This window comes from Streptomyces sp. NPDC058525 (genome assembly GCF_042719495.1).
Taxonomy (GTDB): Bacteria; Actinomycetota; Actinomycetes; order Streptomycetales; family Streptomycetaceae; genus Streptomyces.
In genome coordinates, this window is sequence record NZ_JBHXNP010000059.1 from 36,338 (window position 1) to 55,766 (window position 19,429).

Below are 19,429 nucleotides of genomic sequence, written 5' to 3' on the forward strand. Positions count from 1 at the left end.
GCCGCGGGGGGCCCGGGCGACGGCCGGACACGACGCCGGTCCGGAACCCCAAGGTCCCGGACCGGCATACCCCCGTTGACGAACGCGGGCCGTGCTACTCGCTCGCGATCGCGTTCAGAACGTTCATCCGCCCCGCCCGGAAGGCCGGGACCAGCGCGGCGAACAGGCCCACGAAGGCCGAGGCGGCGAACACCCCGAGGATCGTCGGCCACGGGATCTCCAGCACCTTCAGGCCCTCCAGGGCGAGGAGCTGCTGCGCGGTGGCGCCCCAGCCCATGCCCAGCCCGAGGCCGAGCAGGGCGCCGAAGAGGGCGATGACCACCGACTCCAGGCGGATCATGCGGCGCAGCTGGCGGCGCGAGAGGCCGATGGCGCGCATCAGGCCGATCTCGCGGGTCCGCTCGACCACCGACAGCGCCAGGGTGTTCACGACGCCCAGGACCGCCACGATGATCGCGAGGGCGAGCAGCCCGTAGACCATGTTCAGGAGCTGGCCGACCTGGTCCTTCAGGGACTTCTTGTAGTCGGCCCGGTTTTGCACCTGGTACTGCGGGTACTCCGCCAGCGCCGCCTTGACCGCCGCGTACGCGGCGTCGGACTGCCCCTCCTTCGCGCCGGCCAGCAGCATGAAGGGGCGCGGCATCCGGTCGGCCGGGACGTTCGCCTCGGCGACCGCGGTGCTGATGTACTTCATCCCCTTGTCGAGGTTGCCCTCGTCGCTGGTGATCGCCGCGACCCTCAGCAGGACGGTGTTGCCACCGGTGAAGGCCACCTTCAGCTCGTCACCGACCTTGACGCCGTGCTTGGCCGCGTACTCCGAGCCCACCGAGATGGAGTCCTTGCCGTACGCCGCCGCGTGCTCCCCGGCGATCATCTTGCGCCGGATGTCCTGGGCGTACGTCGGGTCGGTGGCACCGAGTCCTTCCGTCTCGGTGGAGCCGTCGGGGGCGGTGAGCGTCGCCTCCACCTGGCGGTAGGCGGTGACGTGGTCGAGGTCGCGGACGGACTTCAGCGCCTGCTCGGCCTGCGGCATCACCGGCTGCTGGGTCTGCGAGGCGATCATGTAGTCCGCTCCGACCGACTGGTCGAGCTCGTCGGTGGCGGAGGCCACCATCGAGGAGCCGACCACGGACAGGCAGGCGACCAGCGCCAGGCCGATCATCAGCGCGGCGGCGGTGGCGCCGGTACGGCGCGGGTTGCGCAGCGCGTTGCGCTCGGCGAGCCGGCCCACGGAGCCGAAGGGGCGCAGCACCACGCCGGAGAGCACCCGCACCACGCCCGCGGCGAGCAGTGGGCCGATCACGATGAAGCCGATGAGGGTGAGTACGACGCCCAGGCCCAGCCAGAGCGAACCGGGGCCGGCCTCGTCGGCGGCGGAGGCGAGGTAGAGGGCCGCGCCGCCGATGCCGGTGAGCACCAGGCCCAGGACGGCGCGGATGACGCCGGCCTTCTTGTCACCGGGGGTGCCCGCCTCGCGCAGGGCCGCCATCGGGGAGACCTTGCCGGCCCGGCGGGCCGGGACGAAGGCGGCGACGACGGTGACGACCACGCCGAGGAAGACGCCGACGACCGGGGTGGTCCACACGACGGTGAGGTCATCGGTGGACAGGTGCATGCCCATCTGGCCCATGAGCTCCATGAGCCCGACGGCCAGCCCGACGCCCGCACCGACGCCCAGCACCGAGCCGACGACGCCGAGGAGGAAGGCCTCGACCACGACGGACTTCAGCACCTGGCCGCTGTCGGCGCCGATGGCACGCATCAGGCCGATCTCACGGGTGCGCTGGGCGACCAGCATGGAGAAGGTGTTGAAGATCAGGAAGATGCCGACCAGGAAGGCGATGCCGGCGAAGCCGAGCATCACGTACTTCATCACGTCGAGGAAGGAGCCGACGTCCTCGCGGTTCGCGTCCGCGGCCTCCTTGGCGGTCTGGAGCTTGTAGGTGTCCGCGCCGACGGCGGAGGCGATGCTCTGCTTGAGCTGCTCGTCGCCGACCCCGTCCTTGGCGGTCACGTTGACGTGCGTGAAGGCACCCGGAGCGCCGAGCAGGTGCTGCTGCGCCGTGGGGGTGTCGAAGTAGACGATCGCCGCGCCCGGGTTGGTCACGGTGAAGGTGGCGATGCCGCTGATCCTGGCGCGGAGGTCGCCGGTGACGGCGATGGTGCGCAGTTCGTCACCGAGCCCCAGGTGGTGCTTCTGCGCGGTGTCGGCGTCGACCATCACCTCGGTGGGGCCGCGCGGGGCGTGACCCGAGGTGATCTTCATGGACTTGAGCTCGTTGTCGTTCCAGTTGCCCGCGATGGTCGGGGCGCCGGTGGTCGAGCCCATGTTCTCGTTCTTGGAGTTGACCACCGTGACGGACATCGACAGGACCGCGCCCTCGGCGCCGGCCACGCCCTCGGCCTTCGCGACCTGCTCGACGACCGAGGCGTCCAGCGTCTCCGGCTTGCCGCGGTCCGGGATCTCCTCGCCGCTCTTCGCGGCCTTCGGGCTCACCGTCACATCGGAGCTGGTGACCGCGAACAGTTTGTCGAAGGTGGTGTTCATGGTGTCGGTGAACACCAGGGTGCCGCAGACGAAGGCGACCGAGAGCATGACCGCGACGGCGGAGAGCGCCATCCGCCCCTTGTGCGCGACGAAGTTGCGCCGGGAGGTCTTCAGGACGGTGTTGCTCACGAGGTCCGCCCGCGCGCGTCGACGTCGGGGGTCTGGGGGCGTCCCCCAGAAAAACACAGCATGCGGTCGAGGACCTGCTCGGCGGTGGGCCCGTACATCTCGTCGACGATCCGGCCGTCGGCGAGGAAGATGACGCGGTCCGCGTAGGAGGCGGCGACCGGGTCGTGGGTGACCATCACGATGGTCTGGCCGAGCTCGTCCACCGAGCGGCGCAGGAAGCCGAGGACCTCGGCGCCGGCCCGCGAGTCCAGGTTTCCGGTGGGCTCGTCCCCGAAGATGATCTGCGGGCGGGCGGCGAGGGCGCGGGCGACGGCCACGCGCTGCTGCTGGCCGCCGGAGAGCTCGGTGGGGCGGTGCTTGAGGCGGCCGGCGAGGCCGACGGTCTCCACGACCCGGTTCAGCCACTCGGCGTCGGGCTTGCGGCCCGCGATGTCCATGGGGAGCGTGATGTTCTCGAGGGCGTTCAGCGTGGGCAGCAGGTTGAACGCCTGGAAGATGAAGCCGATCCGGTCTCGGCGCAGCTGCGTGAGCTTCTTGTCCTTCAGCCCGGTGATCTCGGTGTCGTCGAGGTGGATCTGCCCGCTGGTCACCGTGTCGAGACCGGCGAGGCAGTGCATCAGCGTGGACTTGCCGGAGCCGGAGGGACCCATGATCGCGGTGAACTGGCCGCGGTGGATGTCCACGTCCACGTCGTCCAGGGCGACGACCCGCGTCTCGCCGGAGCCGTAGGCCTTGACGACCTTCCGCGCCCGGGCCGCGACGGCAGCATGCCCTCCAGTACCCCCGTGCCTGGTTTCGGTCATAGCCGTTGTCACGGTCTTTCTCCTTCTCGGTGTCCTGCTCGAAGTTGCTCGAAGTTGCTTGGAGTACTGCACGGAGTGCTGCTCGCGGTACTGCTCGGCGTGCGTGCGGCGCCGCGCCCAAAGTCTGTTGCGGACCGGGCTCCGGCGCGCTGGTGCCCATCGCCGTATCCGTCCGGGGGTTAACCCCACCCCCGGGGCTTCCGGCCCATGTGAACCAGTTAAAGACGCGCCGCGGACTTCCTCCTCCTCCGCCGGGACGAACGGCCCCTGGGCCGTTGTGCGGAGGGTCCCCTAGGGGTTCTCCACCCTTCGGCGGAGCTGCCGTGGGGGATACCGCCGGGCAGGGCAGCGGTGAGAAGGTGTTCCCCGCGAGTACGTGCAGGGGGAAGGAATCTCGGTGGGCGCAGCGGAGAGCGCGGCAGGAAGACCCGACGGCATACCCGGCGGCGTCCCGGCCCGCACGGCGAGCACGCCGAGCACGGCGGGTGCGACGGGTGGGCCGAGCAGGGGAGCCGCCGACACCGCACCCGGCAAGGGCTCCGCACCCGGCAACGGCTCCTCATCCGGCAAGGGCTCCTCATCCGGCAACGGCTCCGCGGCGAAGCCGGCCGGGCGGCCGCCCCGCGCCGTGGTCGCCTCGCTGATGCTCGGCACGTCCCTCGTCGCCATCGACAGCACCATCGTCGCCACCGCCGTCCCCCAGATCGTGGGCGACATCGGCGGGTTCTCCGTGTTCTCCTGGCTCTTCTCCGGCTACCTGCTCGCCGTCACCGTCACCCTGCCCGTCTACGGGAAGCTGTCCGACTCCTTCGGCCGCAAGCCCATGCTGCTCTTCGGCATCGGCCTGTTCGTCGTCGGTTCGCTGCTGTGCGCGCTCGCCTGGAACATGGCGGCCCTCATCGCGTTCCGGATCGTCCAGGGCCTGGGCGGCGGCGCCCTCCAGGGCACGGTCCAGACGCTCGCCGCCGACCTCTACCAGCTCAAGGACCGGCCCAAGATCCAGGCCCGGATGTCCACCGTGTGGGCCACCTCGGCCGTGGCCGGCCCGGCGCTCGGCGGGCTGCTCGCCTCGTACGCCCACTGGCGCTGGATCTTCCTGATCAACCTGCCGCTGGGCGCCCTCGCCCTGTGGATGATCTCCCGTCACCTGAAGGAGCCCGTACGGTCGCCCGGACGCCGCGGCCCCGTCGACTGGGCCGGGGCCCTGTCGATCTTCGCCTGCGGCGGGCTGCTGCTCTTCGCTCTCGTCCAGGGCGGGGTGGCCTGGCCCTGGCTGTCCGCGCCCTCACTGGCACTGCTCGGCGCGTCCGCACTGCTGGCCGCGGTCGTGGTACGGGTGGAACGCCGGGCCGAGGAACCGATCCTGCCGGGCTGGGTGTGGCGTCGGCGCACCATCGCCGCCGTCAACCTCGCCATGGGGGCGCTCGGCCTGCTGATGGTCGCCCCGATGGTGTTCATGCCGACGTACGCCCAGTCCGTGCTCGGCCTCGGACCCATCGGCGCCGGACTGGTCATGTCCGTGATGACCCTGAGCTGGCCGATCAGCGCCGCGCTCAGCCAGCACGTCTACCGGCGCATCGGATTCCGCCGGACCGCGGCCCTCGGCATGGCCATGGCCGCGGCGATCCTGTTCTCCTTCACCCTGCTCCCGTACCCCGCCCAGCCCTGGCAGCCCGCACTGATCATGCTGCTGCTGGGCGCCGCCCTCGGCCTGTTCCAGCTGCCGCTGGTCGTCGGGGTCCAGGCCACCGTGGGCTGGGCGGAGCGCGGGACCGCGACCGCCTCGATCCTGTTCTACCGCCAGGTCGGCCAGAGCGTCGGCGCGGCCCTGCTGGCCGCCGTCGCCAACGCCACCATCGCCGCCCGCCTCGCGGACGCGCCGGTACCCGGACTGCCCACCGCCCTCGACGACGTGACCAAGGCCCTGGACCAGCCGGGCCTGATCTCCCTGGCCGCGGCCGACTACCTGCGCGAGGCCGTGGCCGCCGCCGTGGAGCACATCTTCCTCGGCGCGACGGTCGCGGCCGTGGTCTCCGTACTGGTGCTGCTGCTGGTGGCGCCGCGCAGGTTCCCGGTGCTGCCGGAGCACGCCGAGGAGTAACCGCCCGGAACGGGCCACGACTTGTCATGCTCGGGATCAACGGGTTAAGTCGGAGCCAGGACCGTTTCCGGGGGGACGACGCATGGCTTCCGCATTACTCGCACTGCTCCTGCTGGCCGCACTGGCCGGCCCGCTGCTCCTGCGGCTGCGCCGCGACCCGGCCTTCGTCACCGGCCGCGACGGCCGGCTCTCCACCTCCACGGCACTGGCCCTGGCCTGGACGGTGATCCTGGTCTGGCTGCTGCTCGCCACCCTCGGCTTCGGACTCACCGCGGGCGGCGGCGCCGACTGGTTCCAGGGCGAGCACGGCCCGCTGTCCCCGCTGACGACCGTGTACCTGCCGCTGCTCGGCGGCCCGTACGTGGCCATGATCGCGGCGAAGACGGTGGTCGGGCTGCGTGTCGAGAACGGCAGCATGGCCAAACCGGCCGCGAAGTCCACGCCGTCGGGACGGCGGCCGCTGCGCGAGCTCATCGCGAACGACAGCGGGCGCACGGACCTGGTCGACCTCCAGTACGTCGTCCTCAGCGCGGTCACGATGCTCTACGTCGTCCTGTTCTTCCTCTCGGACGTCGGCGCCGGACTCCCCCGCCTGCCCTCCGAGATCTGGGCGCTGACGGGCGCACCGGCCGGGGCCTACCTGGTCAACAAGATGGCCGTCCGCCCGAACCCGGTGATCACGGACGTCACCGTCGACGAGGGCCGCCTCACGGTCAAGGGCGGCGGCTTCACACCCCCCGACCCCACCAAGCCCGGCCCCGCCGCACCCGCCCTCACCGTGAACGGCTCCCCCGTCCCCGCGGACCCCGACCCCACAACCGGCACCCTCACGGCCCCCCTCTCACCCACGGCAACACCCCCGTTCACGGTGGTGGTAACCACCCGAGGCCTCCGCAGCGACCCGTACGAATACAACCCCCCAGCCCCGCCTGGGGGTCCCCCCGGACGGAGTCTGGGGGAGTTTGAGGCGCGGGGCCCGGGGCGGAGCCCCGATCTTTAAGCCGCACCGACACCCCCAGCCCCGCCGGAGCTTGAGGCGCGGAGCCCAGCGGCAGCGAGCCGGCACCCGCATCAGCCCTCGGCAGGAGCCCGCCCCGTCAACGCCGCAAGGCTCGAGCGGACATGGTTCATATGGGCCCGCATCTCCTCCTCCGCCTCCGCATGCTCCCGCAGGACCCGCTCCGTCTCCCGCCCCACCCGCTCCTCCGCCACCCGCGCCTCCGCGATCAGCTCGGCCGCCAGCGCCTCCGCGTCCTCCTGGCCGTGCCGCGCCGCCTCCTCCGCCTCCGCGAAGCCCCGGCGGGCCTCTGCCAGCCGGGACTCGGCGTAGCGTTCCAGCTCGGCGTGGCGCGCCTCCAGCTCCGCCTCCCGCTCGGCCAGCTCCCGCTCCGCCGCCTCCCACCGCTCCCGCTGCTCCTGCTCGCGCTCCGCCTGCTGCGCCTCCGCCCGCCGCCGCGTCTCCGCCAGCCCGGCCTGCGCCTCCGACCGCCACGCCTGCGCGTCCTCCCGGGCCTCCGCCCGCGCGTCGTCCGCCTCGCGCTGCGCCCGCAGCAGCCCCTGCCGGGCCCGTACCTCGGTCTGCTCGCCCACCGCCGCCGCGTCCTGCCGGGCCAGCTCCGCCACCCGCTCCGCGTGCGCCTCGGCCGCGCCCATCGCCTCGGCCGCGTCCACCCGCGCGTCGCCCCGCAGGATCTCCGCCTCCTCCTGCGCCAGCAGCAGGATCCGGCGGGCTCGCTCGCTCAGGTCCTCGTACGTCTGCGGAGCCAGCGCGGACACGGCCTCGCGCAGCCGCGCCGCCTCGCCCTCCATCTGCTTCGCCAGGACGGTCAGCCGTGCCACCCGCTCCCAGGCCTCGTCACGGCTGCCGGACAGCCGGGCGAGATACCGGTCGACCTGATCCGCCCGGTAGCCACGGCCGCGCACAGTCGCAATGGGTGCACTCATCCTGGAAGCGCCTCTCTCGCGGGGATTCCTGTCAAGGATGCGTCATTTGCTCCCAGAAGCCTGAATGGCCGGGCCGAGACCCTGTTCGAGGGGTCTCGGCCCGGCCATTCAACCGATCATCCGATCAGAGCAGTCCGTCCCACATCTGCTCCACCAGCACCGACCACCAGCTCTCCGGCGAGGCCAGCGCCGCGCTGTCGAGCCCGGCCAGATTCGCCTGGAAATCGACGGTCCAGCGACCCGCCTGCTCCGGCGTCAGATGCTGCCTCAGCCGCCACATGTGACCCAGCATCGCCAAGGACCGGGCGAACTGCGGCAGGCTCGAGTTCACGAACTGCGGGGGCACCGGAGCGCCGCCCGGGCCGCCCTCCACCGGCACCGCCACGATGTTCGCCGTGCCGTACTGCACGCACAGCGCCTTGCCGAAGTCACTGCCGACGACGAGGTACGAACCCGCGTCCGACGCCGGCTGCACCTGCCGCTGCGCGGCCAGCTCGGCCAGCGTCGGCACCGGCTGGCCCGGTACCGCCTGCGCCCAGAAGAACGGCCCGAAGTCGACGGGCAGCCCCGACCACATCAGCGTCTGCGCCACGAGGTCCGGCACGCCCTGACGGGACACGGCCCGCTGGTCGAAGCGGAACACGCCCTGCGGCCCGAACGCGCCCGCCAGCTCCTGCCCGATCGCGTCCAGCGGGATCGCCGGCTGGAGCGGGACCTGCGGCAGGGGCGCCCGGACCGGCGCGGGGCGCGCCGGGCCGTCCGCCACCTGGTGCAGCTCCCCCTGGTGGGTGAGCAGGTGCCGCATGCCCTGCTGACGGCCCGCGTGGTCCTTGCCGTACGGGGCCACGCTGGTGATCCGCACCTGCGGCCACGTCTCCCGGATCATCCGGGCGCAGTAGCCGCCGGGCAGCTCGCAGGACTCCAGCTCGGTGTGCAGCTCCAGCACCTGCTGCGGCGGCACGTTCATGGCGCGCAGCTCGTACAGGATCTGCCACTCGGGGTGCGGGGTGCCGGGCGCCGAACGGCGGATGAGCTGCTGCTCGGAGCCGTCGGGTGCCCGGTAGCGGAGCACGGCCTGGTAGCCGGGGCCGACCGTGGGCACGCCGCTGGGCGCCGGGGCCTGCGGCACGGGCGCGACGGGTGCGTTCGGCGGCGGGCCGGGGGGCGCCGGCGGCTGACCCGTCACAGCCGGACCGGCCAGCATCGTCGCGGCATGGTCCAGCCCACCACCGAGCGAACCCGGAACACCGGGCGGACCGGGCGGCTGCGGCGCACCGCCACCCGGAGCACCGGGCGGACCCGGAGGCGCCGGCGGCTGACCCGTCACAGCAGGACCGGCCAGCATCGTCGCGGCATGGTCGAGGCCACCCCCGAGCGAACCCGGAGCACCGGGCGGACCGGGCGGCTGGGGTACGCCGGCACCCGGGGTGCCGGGCGGACCGGGAGGCGCGGGCGGCCGGCCCGTCACGGCCGGACCGGCCAGCATCGTCGCGGCGTGGTCGAGGCCACCCCCGAGCGAGCCCGGAGCCCCGGGCGGGGTGGGCGGACCGGGCGGGGTCGACGGCCGGCTCCCGCCGGGCGCGGGCTCGGCGGGCCGGGACACCTGGGCCTTGCTGGTCGGCTCGTCGGCGATGGAGCTCGCGTCCGGCGCCAGCGCCGGGACGACCGCGGTCCTCGGCAGCCGGCTGCCGCCCGGCATCAGCGTGGTCTTCGCCTCCGGAGCCACCGCGGACGGCGGCGCCTCGTCCAGGTCCGACCCGGACAGCGGCGGCGCGAACACCGTCGCGGGCAGCGGTACGGACGCGTCGTCCGCACCGGAGTTCACATCGGTCCCGGCCCACGGCGTGGACCCGGCCGGCACCCCGTCGTTGGCGGTCGGCTCGTACGGGATCTCGCCCCCGCGGCGCAGCGGCACCGCGTCGACGGACGCCGGAGCGGCAGCGGGCTCGGGAGCGGACGCGGGCTCGGGAGCGGACGCGGCGTCGGCCGCCTCCGCGGAAGCCGAAGCGGAGCCCGAAGCGGAAGCGGAAGCGGAGGCCGAGGCCGGGGCGTCCACCGGCTCCGGCACGACCGGAGCAGTAGCGTCCACAGCGGCGGGCACGGGCTCGGGCAGGGGCGCCGGGTCCGGCGCCGGGGCAGCCGGGGCGGCCGGGGCAGCCGGAGCGGCCGGGGCCACGGACACGGCCGGCGGGATCCCCGCCCGGTCCGCCGCCTCCTGCAGCCACTCCGGCGGGCTCAGCATGAACGACGTCTGCTCGGAGTCGATCCGCGGCGGCGGAACCGAAGCCTCCGAAGCCGTGGCGGCAGCCGCCGCCCCGTACTCCTCCTCGTACCGGCGGATCACCTCACCCACCGGCAGCCCCGGCCACAGCGTCACCTCGCCGCTGTCCCGCGCGATGACCAGCCGCTGCCGCCCGCCACCGGACACGGGACCGGCCGCGCGGTCCTCGGCCCACACCACGAACCCGAGTCCGAACTCCCGCACCCGCACCTCGCGGTGCTGGTACGCGGGCACGTCGCCGTTGATCCATTCCTCGGCGCGCTCCTGCGCCTGCGCGAACGTCACCACCGCGCCATCACCCCTCATCCGAACCGGCACGGGAACCCGGCCCCGCCACGGGAACCGGGCGTGCGAATCCGCCGTCCACCATCAGACCGGCCACCGCCTCCAGCTCCGGCGGATTGCCCGCCAACCGCTCCAGAAAGGCGTCGAAATCACCGCCGCACGGCAGCAACAGCCGCTCCACGCGCTCCTGCACGGACCAGCCGTCCTGATCGCGCGCGTCGTCGTACGGCGAGAACCACACCGAACCGATGCCCTCGCCCTTCACCTTCAGGGCGAGCAGCCCGCCCTGGACGAAGGCCACGCACAGGTAGTCCTTCGTCAGGTGGTCCCGCAGACACTTGTTGACGTAGACGAGGTCGTTGACCGCCGCCTCCTCGCGCACCGTGAAGAACGGCTGGTCCACCAGCAGACCGAGGTCCACGTCGAGCCCCGCGCCGACCGGCGCGCAGCCGCCCGCCGCCTTGAGGAACGAGCGGTACGCCTCCGGCAGCCGGTAGCCGAGGTCCTCCTCGACGCCCTGCACCTGCTCCTCCGCGACCGACACCACGGACTTCGGCAGCCCCATGTGCGCCGGGCGCACCTCCTGCAACGGCCGCGTCCCGCGCTTGGCGTGGTCCACCGGCGCCGTCGCCAGCCCCGCGTGGTGCCGCAGCAGCGCCTTCACCTCGACGGGGACCAGCTCCATGCGGCGCGAACCCGCGACGTGGTGCCAGGTCCAGCCGTGCGGAGTGGCCACCGGTCCGACCGTGTCCCACAGCTCGTGCCCGGAAGCCCGCATCGCCGCGTTCGCGGAGACGTAGTCCGTCAGCCGCAGCTCGTCCACGCCGAAGCCCTCCGGCGGCTCGGCGATCTCCACCGCCGCGCGCGCGTACGCGGAGAAGTCCGGATGCCCGTTGCCGTCCATCCGCACTCCGTGGGGATGCCGAGCGGCCCGGACCGGGTCCGGGAAATGCACGACCTGCCCCGAATAAGCGGCGTTGGGTGGCGCGGCCTGCTGCCCGAGCCGACCTGTCGTCATGGCGGTAGCCCCCTGCTGGATCTGGCTGGTTCACCACAGCCTATGCGCTGGGGCAAGGGGCTCACCCGCCCGCGACCCGCACGCCCGACCGGGGGCCTGGAACATCCGAATTGATACGAATATTCGACCCCGCTTCCGCATGACAGGTGACATTTGGCAGGCTGTCCCCGCGGCACGGGGGCGTGCGCGACAGCGGCCACCACCGCCGCCACGGGAGGGAAAGCACGACCATGCAGAACACGGCGACACGCACGAACCCGGGCGACTCCACCCCGGAGGACACGGGCACCCCGGACACCCCGGGAAGCCCCGCAACCCCTGGAGGCCCCGGCGGACCGGAAACCTCCGGACCGTCAGGAGCCGCTCCCGAAGCGGGCGGCCCCGCGGGCGACCCCCGCCTGCGCTGGAGCAGCACCGACGGCCGCCCCGCCGTACCCGTCCTGCGCTTCCGCCGCGACGGCATCCTGCCCACCGTCGCCGCCGCCCTCTCGGTACGCGGCGAAACCCTCACCGGCACCGCCGGCAAAGCAGACCAGCCGCCCGCGCTCCACCCCCTCGTACAGGACTTCCTCGACACCCTCACGAGCGGCCAGCGCGAACGTTTCACCGGCCGATGTCCCGAGGCGATCCTGCTCTCCCGCCACCTGGCCGCCGTAGAAGGAGCCCGCTCCCGGCGCGCCTCCCGCAAACCCCTCTCCCCGAGCGAAGCCCGCCGCTCCCTCAAGCACGCGAAGATCACCGCCCGCCGCATCCGCGAGGACGGCGACCCCCTGCACGGCAGCTACGCACCCCCGTGCCGCTCCTGCGACGCACTCCTCGCCCACTTCGGCGTACGCCCCGTCGACCTCACCCCCTCCGAGTAGCCATGACCACCGCCTCAGCCTCCTACGACCGCTCCTCGGCGACCCGCTTCCCCGTCGCCGTGGACTCCGCCCTGCGCACGGCCGGCTGGGAACCCGGCCGCTGGGACATCAAGCAGGCCGAGTTCTGGGCCGACGCACTGCGCGACCACACCACCCCCGCCGGGCACCGGCACACCGTCTTCCCCGCGGCCGTCGAGGCCTGGGCCGAGTTCGGCGGCCTCACCGTCGCCGCCCCCGGACCGGGCCGGCAGATAGCGCCCGTCACGGTCCGGCTCGACCCGCTGACCGGCCTGCACCTGGCCCGCACCTTCGCCGACCTGGGCCGCGCGCTCTCGACACAGCTGTGCCCCCTCGGCACCGAGGCCGACGGAGGCTCCCACCTCGCGCTCGACCGCGAGGGCCGGGTCTACGGCATCGACCACACCGGCGACTGGTACCTCGGCGGAGGCATCGACGAGGCCCTGACCCTCCTCCTCACCGGCCTCCAGCCAACCCGCCTGACAACGACCTGACGACACCGCCCCCGGCACCACCGGCCACCGGGCGCCGACCACCGGCCTGCGACCCGCGACCACCGGGCACCGGGCACCGGGCGCCGACCACCGGCCCGCGACCACCCGGCACCGACCCACCGGCCCCCGACCACCAGGCACCGGCCCGCGACCGCCGGGCACCGGGCACCGGGCACCGGGCACCGACCCGCGACCACCGGCCCGCGCCCCGCGACCCCCAGCCGTCTACCCAGCTACCCAGCTACCCAGCTACCCAGCTACCCAGCTACGGGACTACCCGGCCGGAAGCACCGCCGACACCTTGAACCCGCCCTCGTCGGTCGGCCCGGATACGAACACCCCGCCCAGGCCCAGCACCCGCTCCCGCATCCCGACCAGCCCGTTGCCCCCGCTCGGCAGCCCGGGCTCGGCGGCCTTCCCGTCGCAGGGCCCGTTCTCCACCTGCATGGCCACCTCCCGGTCGCGGTGCGCGAGGCGTACGGTCACCTGCGCGCCCGGAGCGTGCTTGTGGCAGTTGGTGAGCGCCTCCTGCACCACCCGGTACGCCGTCTGCTCCACCTCCGCCGCGTACGCCGCCCCCTGACCGTGCACGACCATCTCCACGGTCATCCCGGCCGCCCGCGACTGCCCGACCAACACCTCCAGCGCGTCGAGCGAGGGCCCGTCGTCGAAACTCCCCACCAGCGCCACGGCCACCGGCCGCACCCGCTCCCGCTGCTCCACCGGCCTCGCCGGCTTCTCCGCGGCGCGCAGCACGCCGAGCATCTCGCGCAGCTCCGTCAGCGCCTGCCGGCCCATGTCACCCACCAGCGCCGCGTTCTTCGCCGCCCGGGCCGGATCCTTGGCCGCGATCGCCTCCAGCGCCGCCGCGTGCACCACCATCAGGGACACCCGGTGCGCCACGACGTCGTGCATCTCCCGGGCGATCCGCGTGCGTTCCTCCTTGCGGGCCCACTCGGCCCGCTCCTCGGCCCGGTCCGCCAGCAGCGACAGCTCCCGCTCCAGCGAGTCCGCCCGCTCCTGGAGGCTCTCCATCAGCCGCCGCCGCGCTCCGATGTACAGCCCGAACAGCACCGGCGGCACGGTCAGCGCCACCGCCACGAACCCGGACAGCGACACCACGAGCAGGTGGTCGGCCTCGACGTCGCTCCTGGTCCGCAGGTACATCACCACGAAGGTCGCGGCCAGCGTCATCGAGGCCAGCGTCGCGGTGATCCGCCGGGGCACCTCGGAGGAGGCCAGCGTGTACAGGCCCACCACCCCGAGCAGGAACCCCATCGCCGCGGGCGCCACGGCGATCCCCACGAGCACCACGGCCACCGGCCACCGGCGCCGCAGCACCAGCGTGGCCCCCACCAGGAACCCGAACAGCACGCCGACCGCGGTCGGCACCCCCGCCTCACCGGCGAAGGCCACGCCCTCCCACGCGCACTCGACGGCGGACACCACGCCGAGCCCCACGTCCACCACGGCATCCCGCCGCCGCGCCCACCACAACGGCGGCCCAGCGCGGCCTTCCACATCCCCCGTACTGGTCATGCCGTCCAGCGTACGCAGGGGCCCCAGCACACGGTCGAACGAAAATCCCGAGAACCGGCAGTAATCGCACGTACGACCGAATCACCCACGGACCGAGACCTGAATTCCACATTCCGGACGACATTGGCGACATGCCCGAAATCCAACGTCGCCCAGGCGACGGCACCGGCGGCCTCCGCACGGGGACCGCGACCTTCGAGTCCCTCCGCGAACAGGCGGTGACCCTCCGCCGCGAGGGGCTCAGCCGCCGCCAGATCCGCGACCGCTTGGCCGTCCACAACAACGACATCCTGAACCGCCTCCTGGCGGACGAGCCGGCACCGGAATGGACGAAGCGCCCAAACGCCAAGGACGACCTCCGCGCGAAGGCCCGGGAACTCCGCCTCCAGGGCCTCACCTACGACCAGATCCAACTGGAGCTGGGCTGCTCGAAGAGCTCCATCTCCCTCTGGGTACGGGACCTGCCGAAGGTCGACCACCGGTCCCCGGCCGAGCAGGGCCGGGACGCCGCACTCAAACGCTGGGCCCACGAAGGCCCGCGCCGAGAGGCCGCGCGGGACGCGGCCATCGACTCCGCACGACAGGTGGTCGGCCCGCTCAGCGATCGCGAACTCTTCTTGACCGGCGTCGCCCTGTACTGGGCGGAGGGCTCCAAGAGCAAGCCGCACCGGCGCGCCGAAACCGTCACCTTCATCAACAGCGACCCGGGCGTCATCGACGTCTACCTGTCCTGGCTCCGGCTCATCGGGATTCCGCACGACCGGCTCAGATTCCGCGTGATGATCCACGAGTCCGCGGACGTCGAGGGCGCGGAGCAGTACTGGGCGGACCGGGTGGGGGTCGATCGCACCGCCCTGCAGAGGACGACACTCAAGAAGCACAACCCGCAGACGGTCAGGAAGAACACCGGCGCCGACTACCGGGGGTGCTTGATCGTTCGAGTCTCCGCCAGTTGCGACTTGTACCGTCGCATTGAGGGCACGTGGTGCGGCATAGTAGGTGCCGTCGACGCGATCAACAGAGGCGAATGTCCGATTTAGTCGGCTTTGCTATCCCCTGTGGTGTAATTGGCAGCACTGGGACCTTTGGAGTCCTATGTCCGGGTTCGAGTCCTGGCAGGGGAGCAAAGGAAGTTCGGGTCCCGACCGCCTCGGTCGGGACCCGGCCTCGTTTCGGGGTGATACCGCCCCGGTATCCTTCAGGCGTCCACCCCCGAAGCCGAAGGGCATCCCCGTGAGCGCCAACCGCCCGGCAGCCGTCGTCGTACTCGCAGCGGGTGAAGGCACCCGCATGAAGTCGGCCACTCCCAAGGTTCTGCACGAGATCTGCGGGCGCTCGCTCGTCGGTCACGTCGTCGCCGCCTCCCGTGAGCTGGACCCCGCCCACCTCGTCGTGGTCGTCGGGCACGCCCGCGAGCAGGTCACCGCCCACCTGGCCGGGATCGACGCCGATGTGCGCACGGCCGTCCAGTACGAGCAGAACGGCACCGGGCACGCCGTCCGGATGGCCCTCGAAGAGCTCGGCGGGGTCTGGGGGTCCCCCCGGACGGAGTCTGGGGGAGGGACCGTGATCGTCGTCTGCGGCGACACTCCCCTGCTGACCGGCGAGACCCTCGCCCGGCTCGCGGCCACGCACGAGGCCGACGGCAACGCCGTCACCGTGCTCACCGCCGAGGTGCCCGACTCCACCGGCTACGGGCGCATCGTGCGCGACGCCGGCGGCGCCGTCACGGCCATCGTCGAGCACAAGGACGCCAGCGACTCCCAGCGCGCCATCCGCGAGATCAACTCCGGCGTCTTCGCCTTCGACGGCACCCTGCTCGCCGACGCCCTCGGCAAGGTGCGCACCGACAACAGCCAGGGCGAGGAGTACCTCACCGACGTGCTGGGGATCCTGCGCGAGGCGGGGCACCGGGTCGGCGCGGCCGTCGGCTCCGACCACCGCCAGATCCTGGGCATCAACAACCGCGTGCAGCTCGCCGAGGCCCGCGCCCTGCTGAACGCGCGGCTGCTGGAGCAGGCCATGCTCGCGGGCGTCACGGTCGTCGACCCGGCCGGCACCTTCGTGGACGTGACGGTCACTTTCGGCCAGGACGCCGTGATCCACCCGGGGACGCAGCTGCTGGGCGCCACCCACGTGGCCGAGGGGGCCGAGGTCGGCCCGAACACCCGGCTGAAGGACACCCGGGTGGGCCGGGGGGCCCGCGTTGACAACACAGTGGCCGATGGCGCGGTGATCGGCGACGCGGCCTCCGTGGGCCCGTTCGCGTACCTGCGCCCCGGCACGGTCCTCGGCTCGAAGGCCAAGGCCGGCACGTACGTCGAGATGAAGAACGCGACGATCGGCGAGGGCACCAAGGTGCCCCACCTGTCGTACGTGGGCGACGCGACGATCGGCGAGTACACCAACATCGGTGCGGCGAGCGTCTTCGTGAACTACGACGGTGAGCACAAGCACCACACCACCGTCGGCTCGCATTGCAAGACGGGCTCGGACAACATGTTTGTGGCGCCCGTCACCATCGGAGACGGGGCCTACACGGCCGCCGGGTCCGTGATCACGAAGGATGTGCCGCCCGGCGCGCTGGCCGTGGCCCGCGGCCAGCAGCGGAATATCGAGGGATGGGTGGCCCGCAAGCGTCCGGGAAGCGCTGCCGCGACGGCGGCCCAGTCGGCGGTCCAGGTGGACTCCGACGGCCGTTGAGGTGAACTGACCGGAAACGAGTACGTCAACGACGGCGTACCGTGATAGGTGCACGCAATTCGGCTGGCTCACCGTGTGCGGGACGGACGCACATGGGGGCGAGCAGCTTTCAACACGTCTGAGGAGACAGTGCTGTGACCGGGATCAAGACGACCGGCGAGAAGAAGCTGATGCTCTTCTCCGGCCGCGCCCACCCCGAGCTGGCCGAGGAGGTCGCGCACCAGCTGGGAGTCGGCCTCGTGCCGACCAAGGCTTTCGACTTCGCGAACGGCGAGATCTACGTCCGCTTCCAGGAGTCGGCTCGCGGCGCGGACTGCTTCCTGATCCAGAGCCACACGGCTCCGATCAATAAGTGGATCATGGAGCAGCTGATCATGATCGACGCGCTGAAGCGCGCGTCGGCACGCTCCATCACCGTGATCGTCCCGTCCTACGGGTACGCCCGTCAGGACAAGAAGCACAAGGGCCGCGAGCCGATCTCGGCCCGTCTGGTCGCCGACCTGCTGAAGACGGCGGGTGCCGACCGGATCCTCACGGTGGACCTGCACACGGACCAGATCCAGGGCTTCTTCGACGGCCCGGTGGACCACCTGTCGGCCCTGAACGTCCTCGCGGACTACGTGGGCGCGAAGGTGGACCGGACCAAGCTGACGATCGTCTCCCCGGACGCCGGCCGCGTGCGCGTCGCCGACCGCTGGTGCGACCGTCTGGACGCGCCGCTGGCCATCGTGCACAAGCGCCGTGACAAGGACGTCGCCAACCAGGTGACCGTCCACGAGGTGGTCGGCGAGGTCAAGGGCCGGGTCTGTGTCCTGGTCGACGACATGATCGACACGGGTGGCACCATCTGTGCCGCGGCCGACGCGCTGTTCGCGCACGGTGCCGAGGACGTCATCGTGACGGCCACGCACGGCATCCTGTCGGGCCCGGCCGCGGACCGTCTGAAGAACTCCAAGGTCAGCGAGTTCGTCTTCACGAACACCCTGCCGGACCCGTCCGATCTGGAGCTCGACAAGATCACGGTGCTGTCGATCGCCCCGATGATCGCGCGCGCCGTGCGCGAGGTCTTCGAGGACGGCTCGGTCACCAGCCTCTTCGAGGAGCAGCAGTAGGCGGGTCCGCGTAACGCGGACCACAGAAGATCCTTTTGAAAGTGCGGCCTTCCCGCCGGTAGACTCATCGAGTTGCTCGGCGAGGGAGGCCGCACTTTCGTGTGCGGACGCTCCGTTATCGACGCGCTCTTCGTAGCAGGCCGTTCCGGCCGGGTGACCGTTGTCCTTTTTCCGTCACCCCACGAGGAGTGAGCATGTCCGAGGTCAAGCTTTCCGCGAAGGTCCGCACCGAGTTCGGCAAGGGCTCCGCCCGTCAGGCGCGTCGTGACGCCCTGACCCCCGCCGTCATCTACGGCCACGGCACCGACCCGAAGCACGTCAACGTCGACGCCCACGCCCTTCAGCTGGCGCTGCGCACCCCGAACGTCCTGATCTCCCTGGACATCGCGGGCGAGGGCACCGAGCTGGTCATCCCGAAGGCCGTGCAGAAGCACCCGCTGAAGCGTTCGGTCTCGCACGTCGACTTCCTGATCGTCAAGAAGGGCGAGAAGGTCACCGTCGACGTCGCGATCGTCACCGAGGGCGAGCTGGCCGCGGGCGGCAACATGCTGGAGACCCTCCAGAACACCATCTCCGTCGAGGCCGAGGCCACCCACATCCCGACCGAGGTCACCGTCTCGATCGCGGGCCTCGAGGCCGGCACCACCATCCACGCGAAGGACCTGGTCCTGCCGGCCGGCACCACGCTGGCCGTCGACGGCGAGATCGCCGTCCTGCAGGTCGTCGCCCCGCAGGCCGAGGAGCCGGCCGCCGAGGCGGCCGAGGGCACCGAGGCCTGAGCCTCGCCCCGTCCCCTCAGCAGTTGCTGACCGACCGCCGTCCGGCTCCACTGGAGCGGGACGGCGGTCGTCTTCGTTCAAGGCCTTAAGGAGCTTTTGATGTCGGACGACGCGGCACCCTGGCTGATCGTCGGCCTCGGCAACCCGGGACCGGAGTACGCGGGCAACCGCCACAACATCGGCTTCATGGTGGCCGACCTGCTGGCGGAGCGGATCGGCGGGAAGTTCAAGGCGCACAAGGCGCGGGCGCAGGTGGTCGAGGGCCGCATCGGTGCGCCCGGTCCGGCGAACCGCCGGGTGGTGCTGGCGAAGCCGATGACGTTCATGAACCTCTCCGGCGGTCCGGTGACGGCGCTGCGCGACTTCTACAAGGTTCCGCTGGACCGGATCGTCGCGGTCCATGACGAGCTGGACATCGACTACCCGACGCTGCGGCTGAAGCTGGGCGGCGGGGACAACGGCCACAACGGGCTGAAGTCGATGACGAAGTCGATGGGCGCGGACTACCACCGGGTGCGGTGCGGCATCGGCCGGCCGCCGGGCCGGATGCAGGTGGCGGACTTCGTGCTGAAGGACTTCTCCTCCACGGAGCGCAAGGAGCTGGAGTGGTTCGTGGACCGGGCGGCGGACTCGGTGGAGTGCCTGATCCAGGAGGGTCTGGAGCGCGCCCAGTCGGCGTACAACTCCTGACGGACGTGACGGAGCCCCCGCACCGGCCGGATGCTGTTGGTTTATTCGGGGGCTCGCGTGACGTCGGCCTTCAAGACCCGGTTGTGGTCTTGAAGGCCGACGTTGTCGTTTGGGGTGGGTGT

15 protein-coding genes and 1 tRNA gene are annotated in these 19,429 nt (G+C 72.1%); 10 read left to right on the forward strand and 6 right to left on the reverse strand.

All coding sequences use genetic code 11. The features are described from left to right. Positions 1-94: 94 nt before the first annotated feature. Both ACFWP3_RS25550 and ACFWP3_RS25555 read right to left on the reverse strand, forming a co-directional pair. Positions 95-2,620: an ABC transporter permease gene (locus tag ACFWP3_RS25550; protein WP_384225229.1), complete on the reverse strand. Its 2,526-nt coding sequence runs from the start codon at positions 2,618-2,620 to the stop codon at positions 95-97. A 53-nt stretch (positions 2,621-2,673) separates the two neighbouring features. After that, the gene (locus tag ACFWP3_RS25555; RefSeq protein WP_384225232.1) at positions 2,674-3,480 is read right to left on the reverse strand and encodes an ABC transporter ATP-binding protein; all 807 of its coding nucleotides are present in this window, start codon (positions 3,478-3,480) and stop codon (positions 2,674-2,676) included. Between the two features lie 397 nt (positions 3,481-3,877). On the opposite strand from ACFWP3_RS25555, the gene ACFWP3_RS25560 reads away from it, so the two are divergent. Continuing rightward, positions 3,878-5,581, forward strand: a complete 1,704-nt coding sequence (locus tag ACFWP3_RS25560) for an MFS transporter (protein ID WP_384225194.1) — start codon at positions 3,878-3,880, stop codon at positions 5,579-5,581. 82 nt (positions 5,582-5,663) lie between these two features. Continuing rightward, the gene (locus ACFWP3_RS25565) at positions 5,664-6,581 is read left to right on the forward strand and encodes a hypothetical protein (RefSeq protein WP_384225197.1); all 918 of its coding nucleotides are present in this window, start codon (positions 5,664-5,666) and stop codon (positions 6,579-6,581) included. 71 nt (positions 6,582-6,652) lie between these two features. On the opposite strand, the gene ACFWP3_RS25570 is transcribed toward ACFWP3_RS25565, so the two are convergent. The 3 genes from ACFWP3_RS25570 to ACFWP3_RS25580 all read right to left on the reverse strand — a co-directional run bounded on the left by ACFWP3_RS25570 (position 6,653) and on the right by ACFWP3_RS25580 (position 11,109). Continuing rightward, a complete protein-coding gene (locus ACFWP3_RS25570) occupies positions 6,653-7,525 on the reverse strand; it encodes a cellulose-binding protein (protein ID WP_384225200.1) in 873 nt (290 codons plus the stop codon). 124 nt (positions 7,526-7,649) lie between these two features. Beyond that, entirely contained in the window at positions 7,650-10,094 is a 2,445-nt protein-coding gene (locus ACFWP3_RS25575) for an SUKH-4 family immunity protein (RefSeq protein ID WP_384225202.1), read from the reverse strand. Between the two features lie 7 nt (positions 10,095-10,101). After that, entirely contained in the window at positions 10,102-11,109 is a 1,008-nt protein-coding gene (locus tag ACFWP3_RS25580) for an SMI1/KNR4 family protein (protein ID WP_384225204.1), read from the reverse strand. Between the two features lie 230 nt (positions 11,110-11,339). Between ACFWP3_RS25580 and ACFWP3_RS25585 the strand changes: the two genes are divergently transcribed. Together ACFWP3_RS25585 and ACFWP3_RS25590 are read left to right on the forward strand one after the other, a co-directional pair. Further along, a complete protein-coding gene (locus ACFWP3_RS25585) occupies positions 11,340-11,972 on the forward strand; it encodes a YwqJ-related putative deaminase (RefSeq protein WP_384225207.1) in 633 nt (210 codons plus the stop codon). Positions 11,973-11,974: 2 nt separating this feature from the next. After that, positions 11,975-12,484, forward strand: coding sequence for an SUKH-3 domain-containing protein (locus tag ACFWP3_RS25590; RefSeq protein ID WP_384225209.1), 510 nt, complete (start codon positions 11,975-11,977; stop codon positions 12,482-12,484). A 273-nt stretch (positions 12,485-12,757) separates the two neighbouring features. On the opposite strand, the gene ACFWP3_RS25595 is transcribed toward ACFWP3_RS25590, so the two are convergent. Next, a complete protein-coding gene (locus tag ACFWP3_RS25595) occupies positions 12,758-14,023 on the reverse strand; it encodes a sensor histidine kinase (RefSeq protein WP_384225212.1) in 1,266 nt (421 codons plus the stop codon). A gap of 131 nt (positions 14,024-14,154) precedes the next feature. Between ACFWP3_RS25595 and ACFWP3_RS25600 the strand changes: the two genes are divergently transcribed. The 6 genes from ACFWP3_RS25600 (at position 14,155) to pth (ending at position 19,307) form a co-directional block, all read left to right on the forward strand. Continuing rightward, on the forward strand, positions 14,155-15,063 hold the full coding sequence (locus ACFWP3_RS25600; RefSeq protein ID WP_384225214.1) for a hypothetical protein: 909 nt from the start codon (positions 14,155-14,157) through the stop codon (positions 15,061-15,063). Positions 15,064-15,075: 12 nt separating this feature from the next. Beyond that, a tRNA-Gln gene (locus ACFWP3_RS25605) sits at positions 15,076-15,147 on the forward strand. Positions 15,148-15,256: 109 nt separating this feature from the next. After that, a complete protein-coding gene (gene glmU, locus ACFWP3_RS25610) occupies positions 15,257-16,726 on the forward strand; it encodes a bifunctional UDP-N-acetylglucosamine diphosphorylase/glucosamine-1-phosphate N-acetyltransferase GlmU (RefSeq protein WP_384225217.1) in 1,470 nt (489 codons plus the stop codon). Positions 16,727-16,860: 134 nt separating this feature from the next. Continuing rightward, a complete protein-coding gene (locus tag ACFWP3_RS25615; protein ID WP_030716976.1) occupies positions 16,861-17,838 on the forward strand; it encodes a ribose-phosphate diphosphokinase in 978 nt (325 codons plus the stop codon). Positions 17,839-18,032: 194 nt separating this feature from the next. Then, the gene (locus ACFWP3_RS25620; RefSeq protein ID WP_384225218.1) at positions 18,033-18,617 is read left to right on the forward strand and encodes a 50S ribosomal protein L25/general stress protein Ctc; all 585 of its coding nucleotides are present in this window, start codon (positions 18,033-18,035) and stop codon (positions 18,615-18,617) included. Between the two features lie 99 nt (positions 18,618-18,716). Beyond that, positions 18,717-19,307 (forward strand): aminoacyl-tRNA hydrolase, encoded by a 591-nt coding sequence (pth, locus tag ACFWP3_RS25625; protein WP_384225220.1) that lies wholly within the window; start codon positions 18,717-18,719, stop codon positions 19,305-19,307. Positions 19,308-19,429: the final 122 nt, after the last annotated feature.

What these genes read in the sequence shown, in the direction of transcription:
- pth (WP_384225220.1), top strand. Translation starts at nt 18,717, where the DNA reads ATGTCGGACGACGCGGCACCCTGGCTGATCGTCGGCCTCGGCAACCCG.
- ACFWP3_RS25620 (WP_384225218.1), top strand. Translation starts at nt 18,033, where the DNA reads ATGTCCGAGGTCAAGCTTTCCGCGAAGGTCCGCACCGAGTTCGGCAAG.
- ACFWP3_RS25550 (WP_384225229.1), bottom strand. Translation starts at nt 2,620, where the DNA reads ATGGCGCTCTCCGCCGTCGCGGTCATGCTCTCGGTCGCCTTCGTCTGC.
- ACFWP3_RS25585 (WP_384225207.1), top strand. Translation starts at nt 11,340, where the DNA reads ATGCAGAACACGGCGACACGCACGAACCCGGGCGACTCCACCCCGGAG.
- ACFWP3_RS25555 (WP_384225232.1), bottom strand. Translation starts at nt 3,480, where the DNA reads ATGACCGAAACCAGGCACGGGGGTACTGGAGGGCATGCTGCCGTCGCG.
- ACFWP3_RS25590 (WP_384225209.1), top strand. Translation starts at nt 11,975, where the DNA reads ATGACCACCGCCTCAGCCTCCTACGACCGCTCCTCGGCGACCCGCTTC.
- ACFWP3_RS25600 (WP_384225214.1), top strand. Translation starts at nt 14,155, where the DNA reads ATGCCCGAAATCCAACGTCGCCCAGGCGACGGCACCGGCGGCCTCCGC.
- ACFWP3_RS25565 (WP_384225197.1), top strand. Translation starts at nt 5,664, where the DNA reads ATGGCTTCCGCATTACTCGCACTGCTCCTGCTGGCCGCACTGGCCGGC.
- ACFWP3_RS25580 (WP_384225204.1), bottom strand. Translation starts at nt 11,109, where the DNA reads ATGACGACAGGTCGGCTCGGGCAGCAGGCCGCGCCACCCAACGCCGCT.
- ACFWP3_RS25570 (WP_384225200.1), bottom strand. Translation starts at nt 7,525, where the DNA reads ATGAGTGCACCCATTGCGACTGTGCGCGGCCGTGGCTACCGGGCGGAT.
- ACFWP3_RS25595 (WP_384225212.1), bottom strand. Translation starts at nt 14,023, where the DNA reads ATGACCAGTACGGGGGATGTGGAAGGCCGCGCTGGGCCGCCGTTGTGG.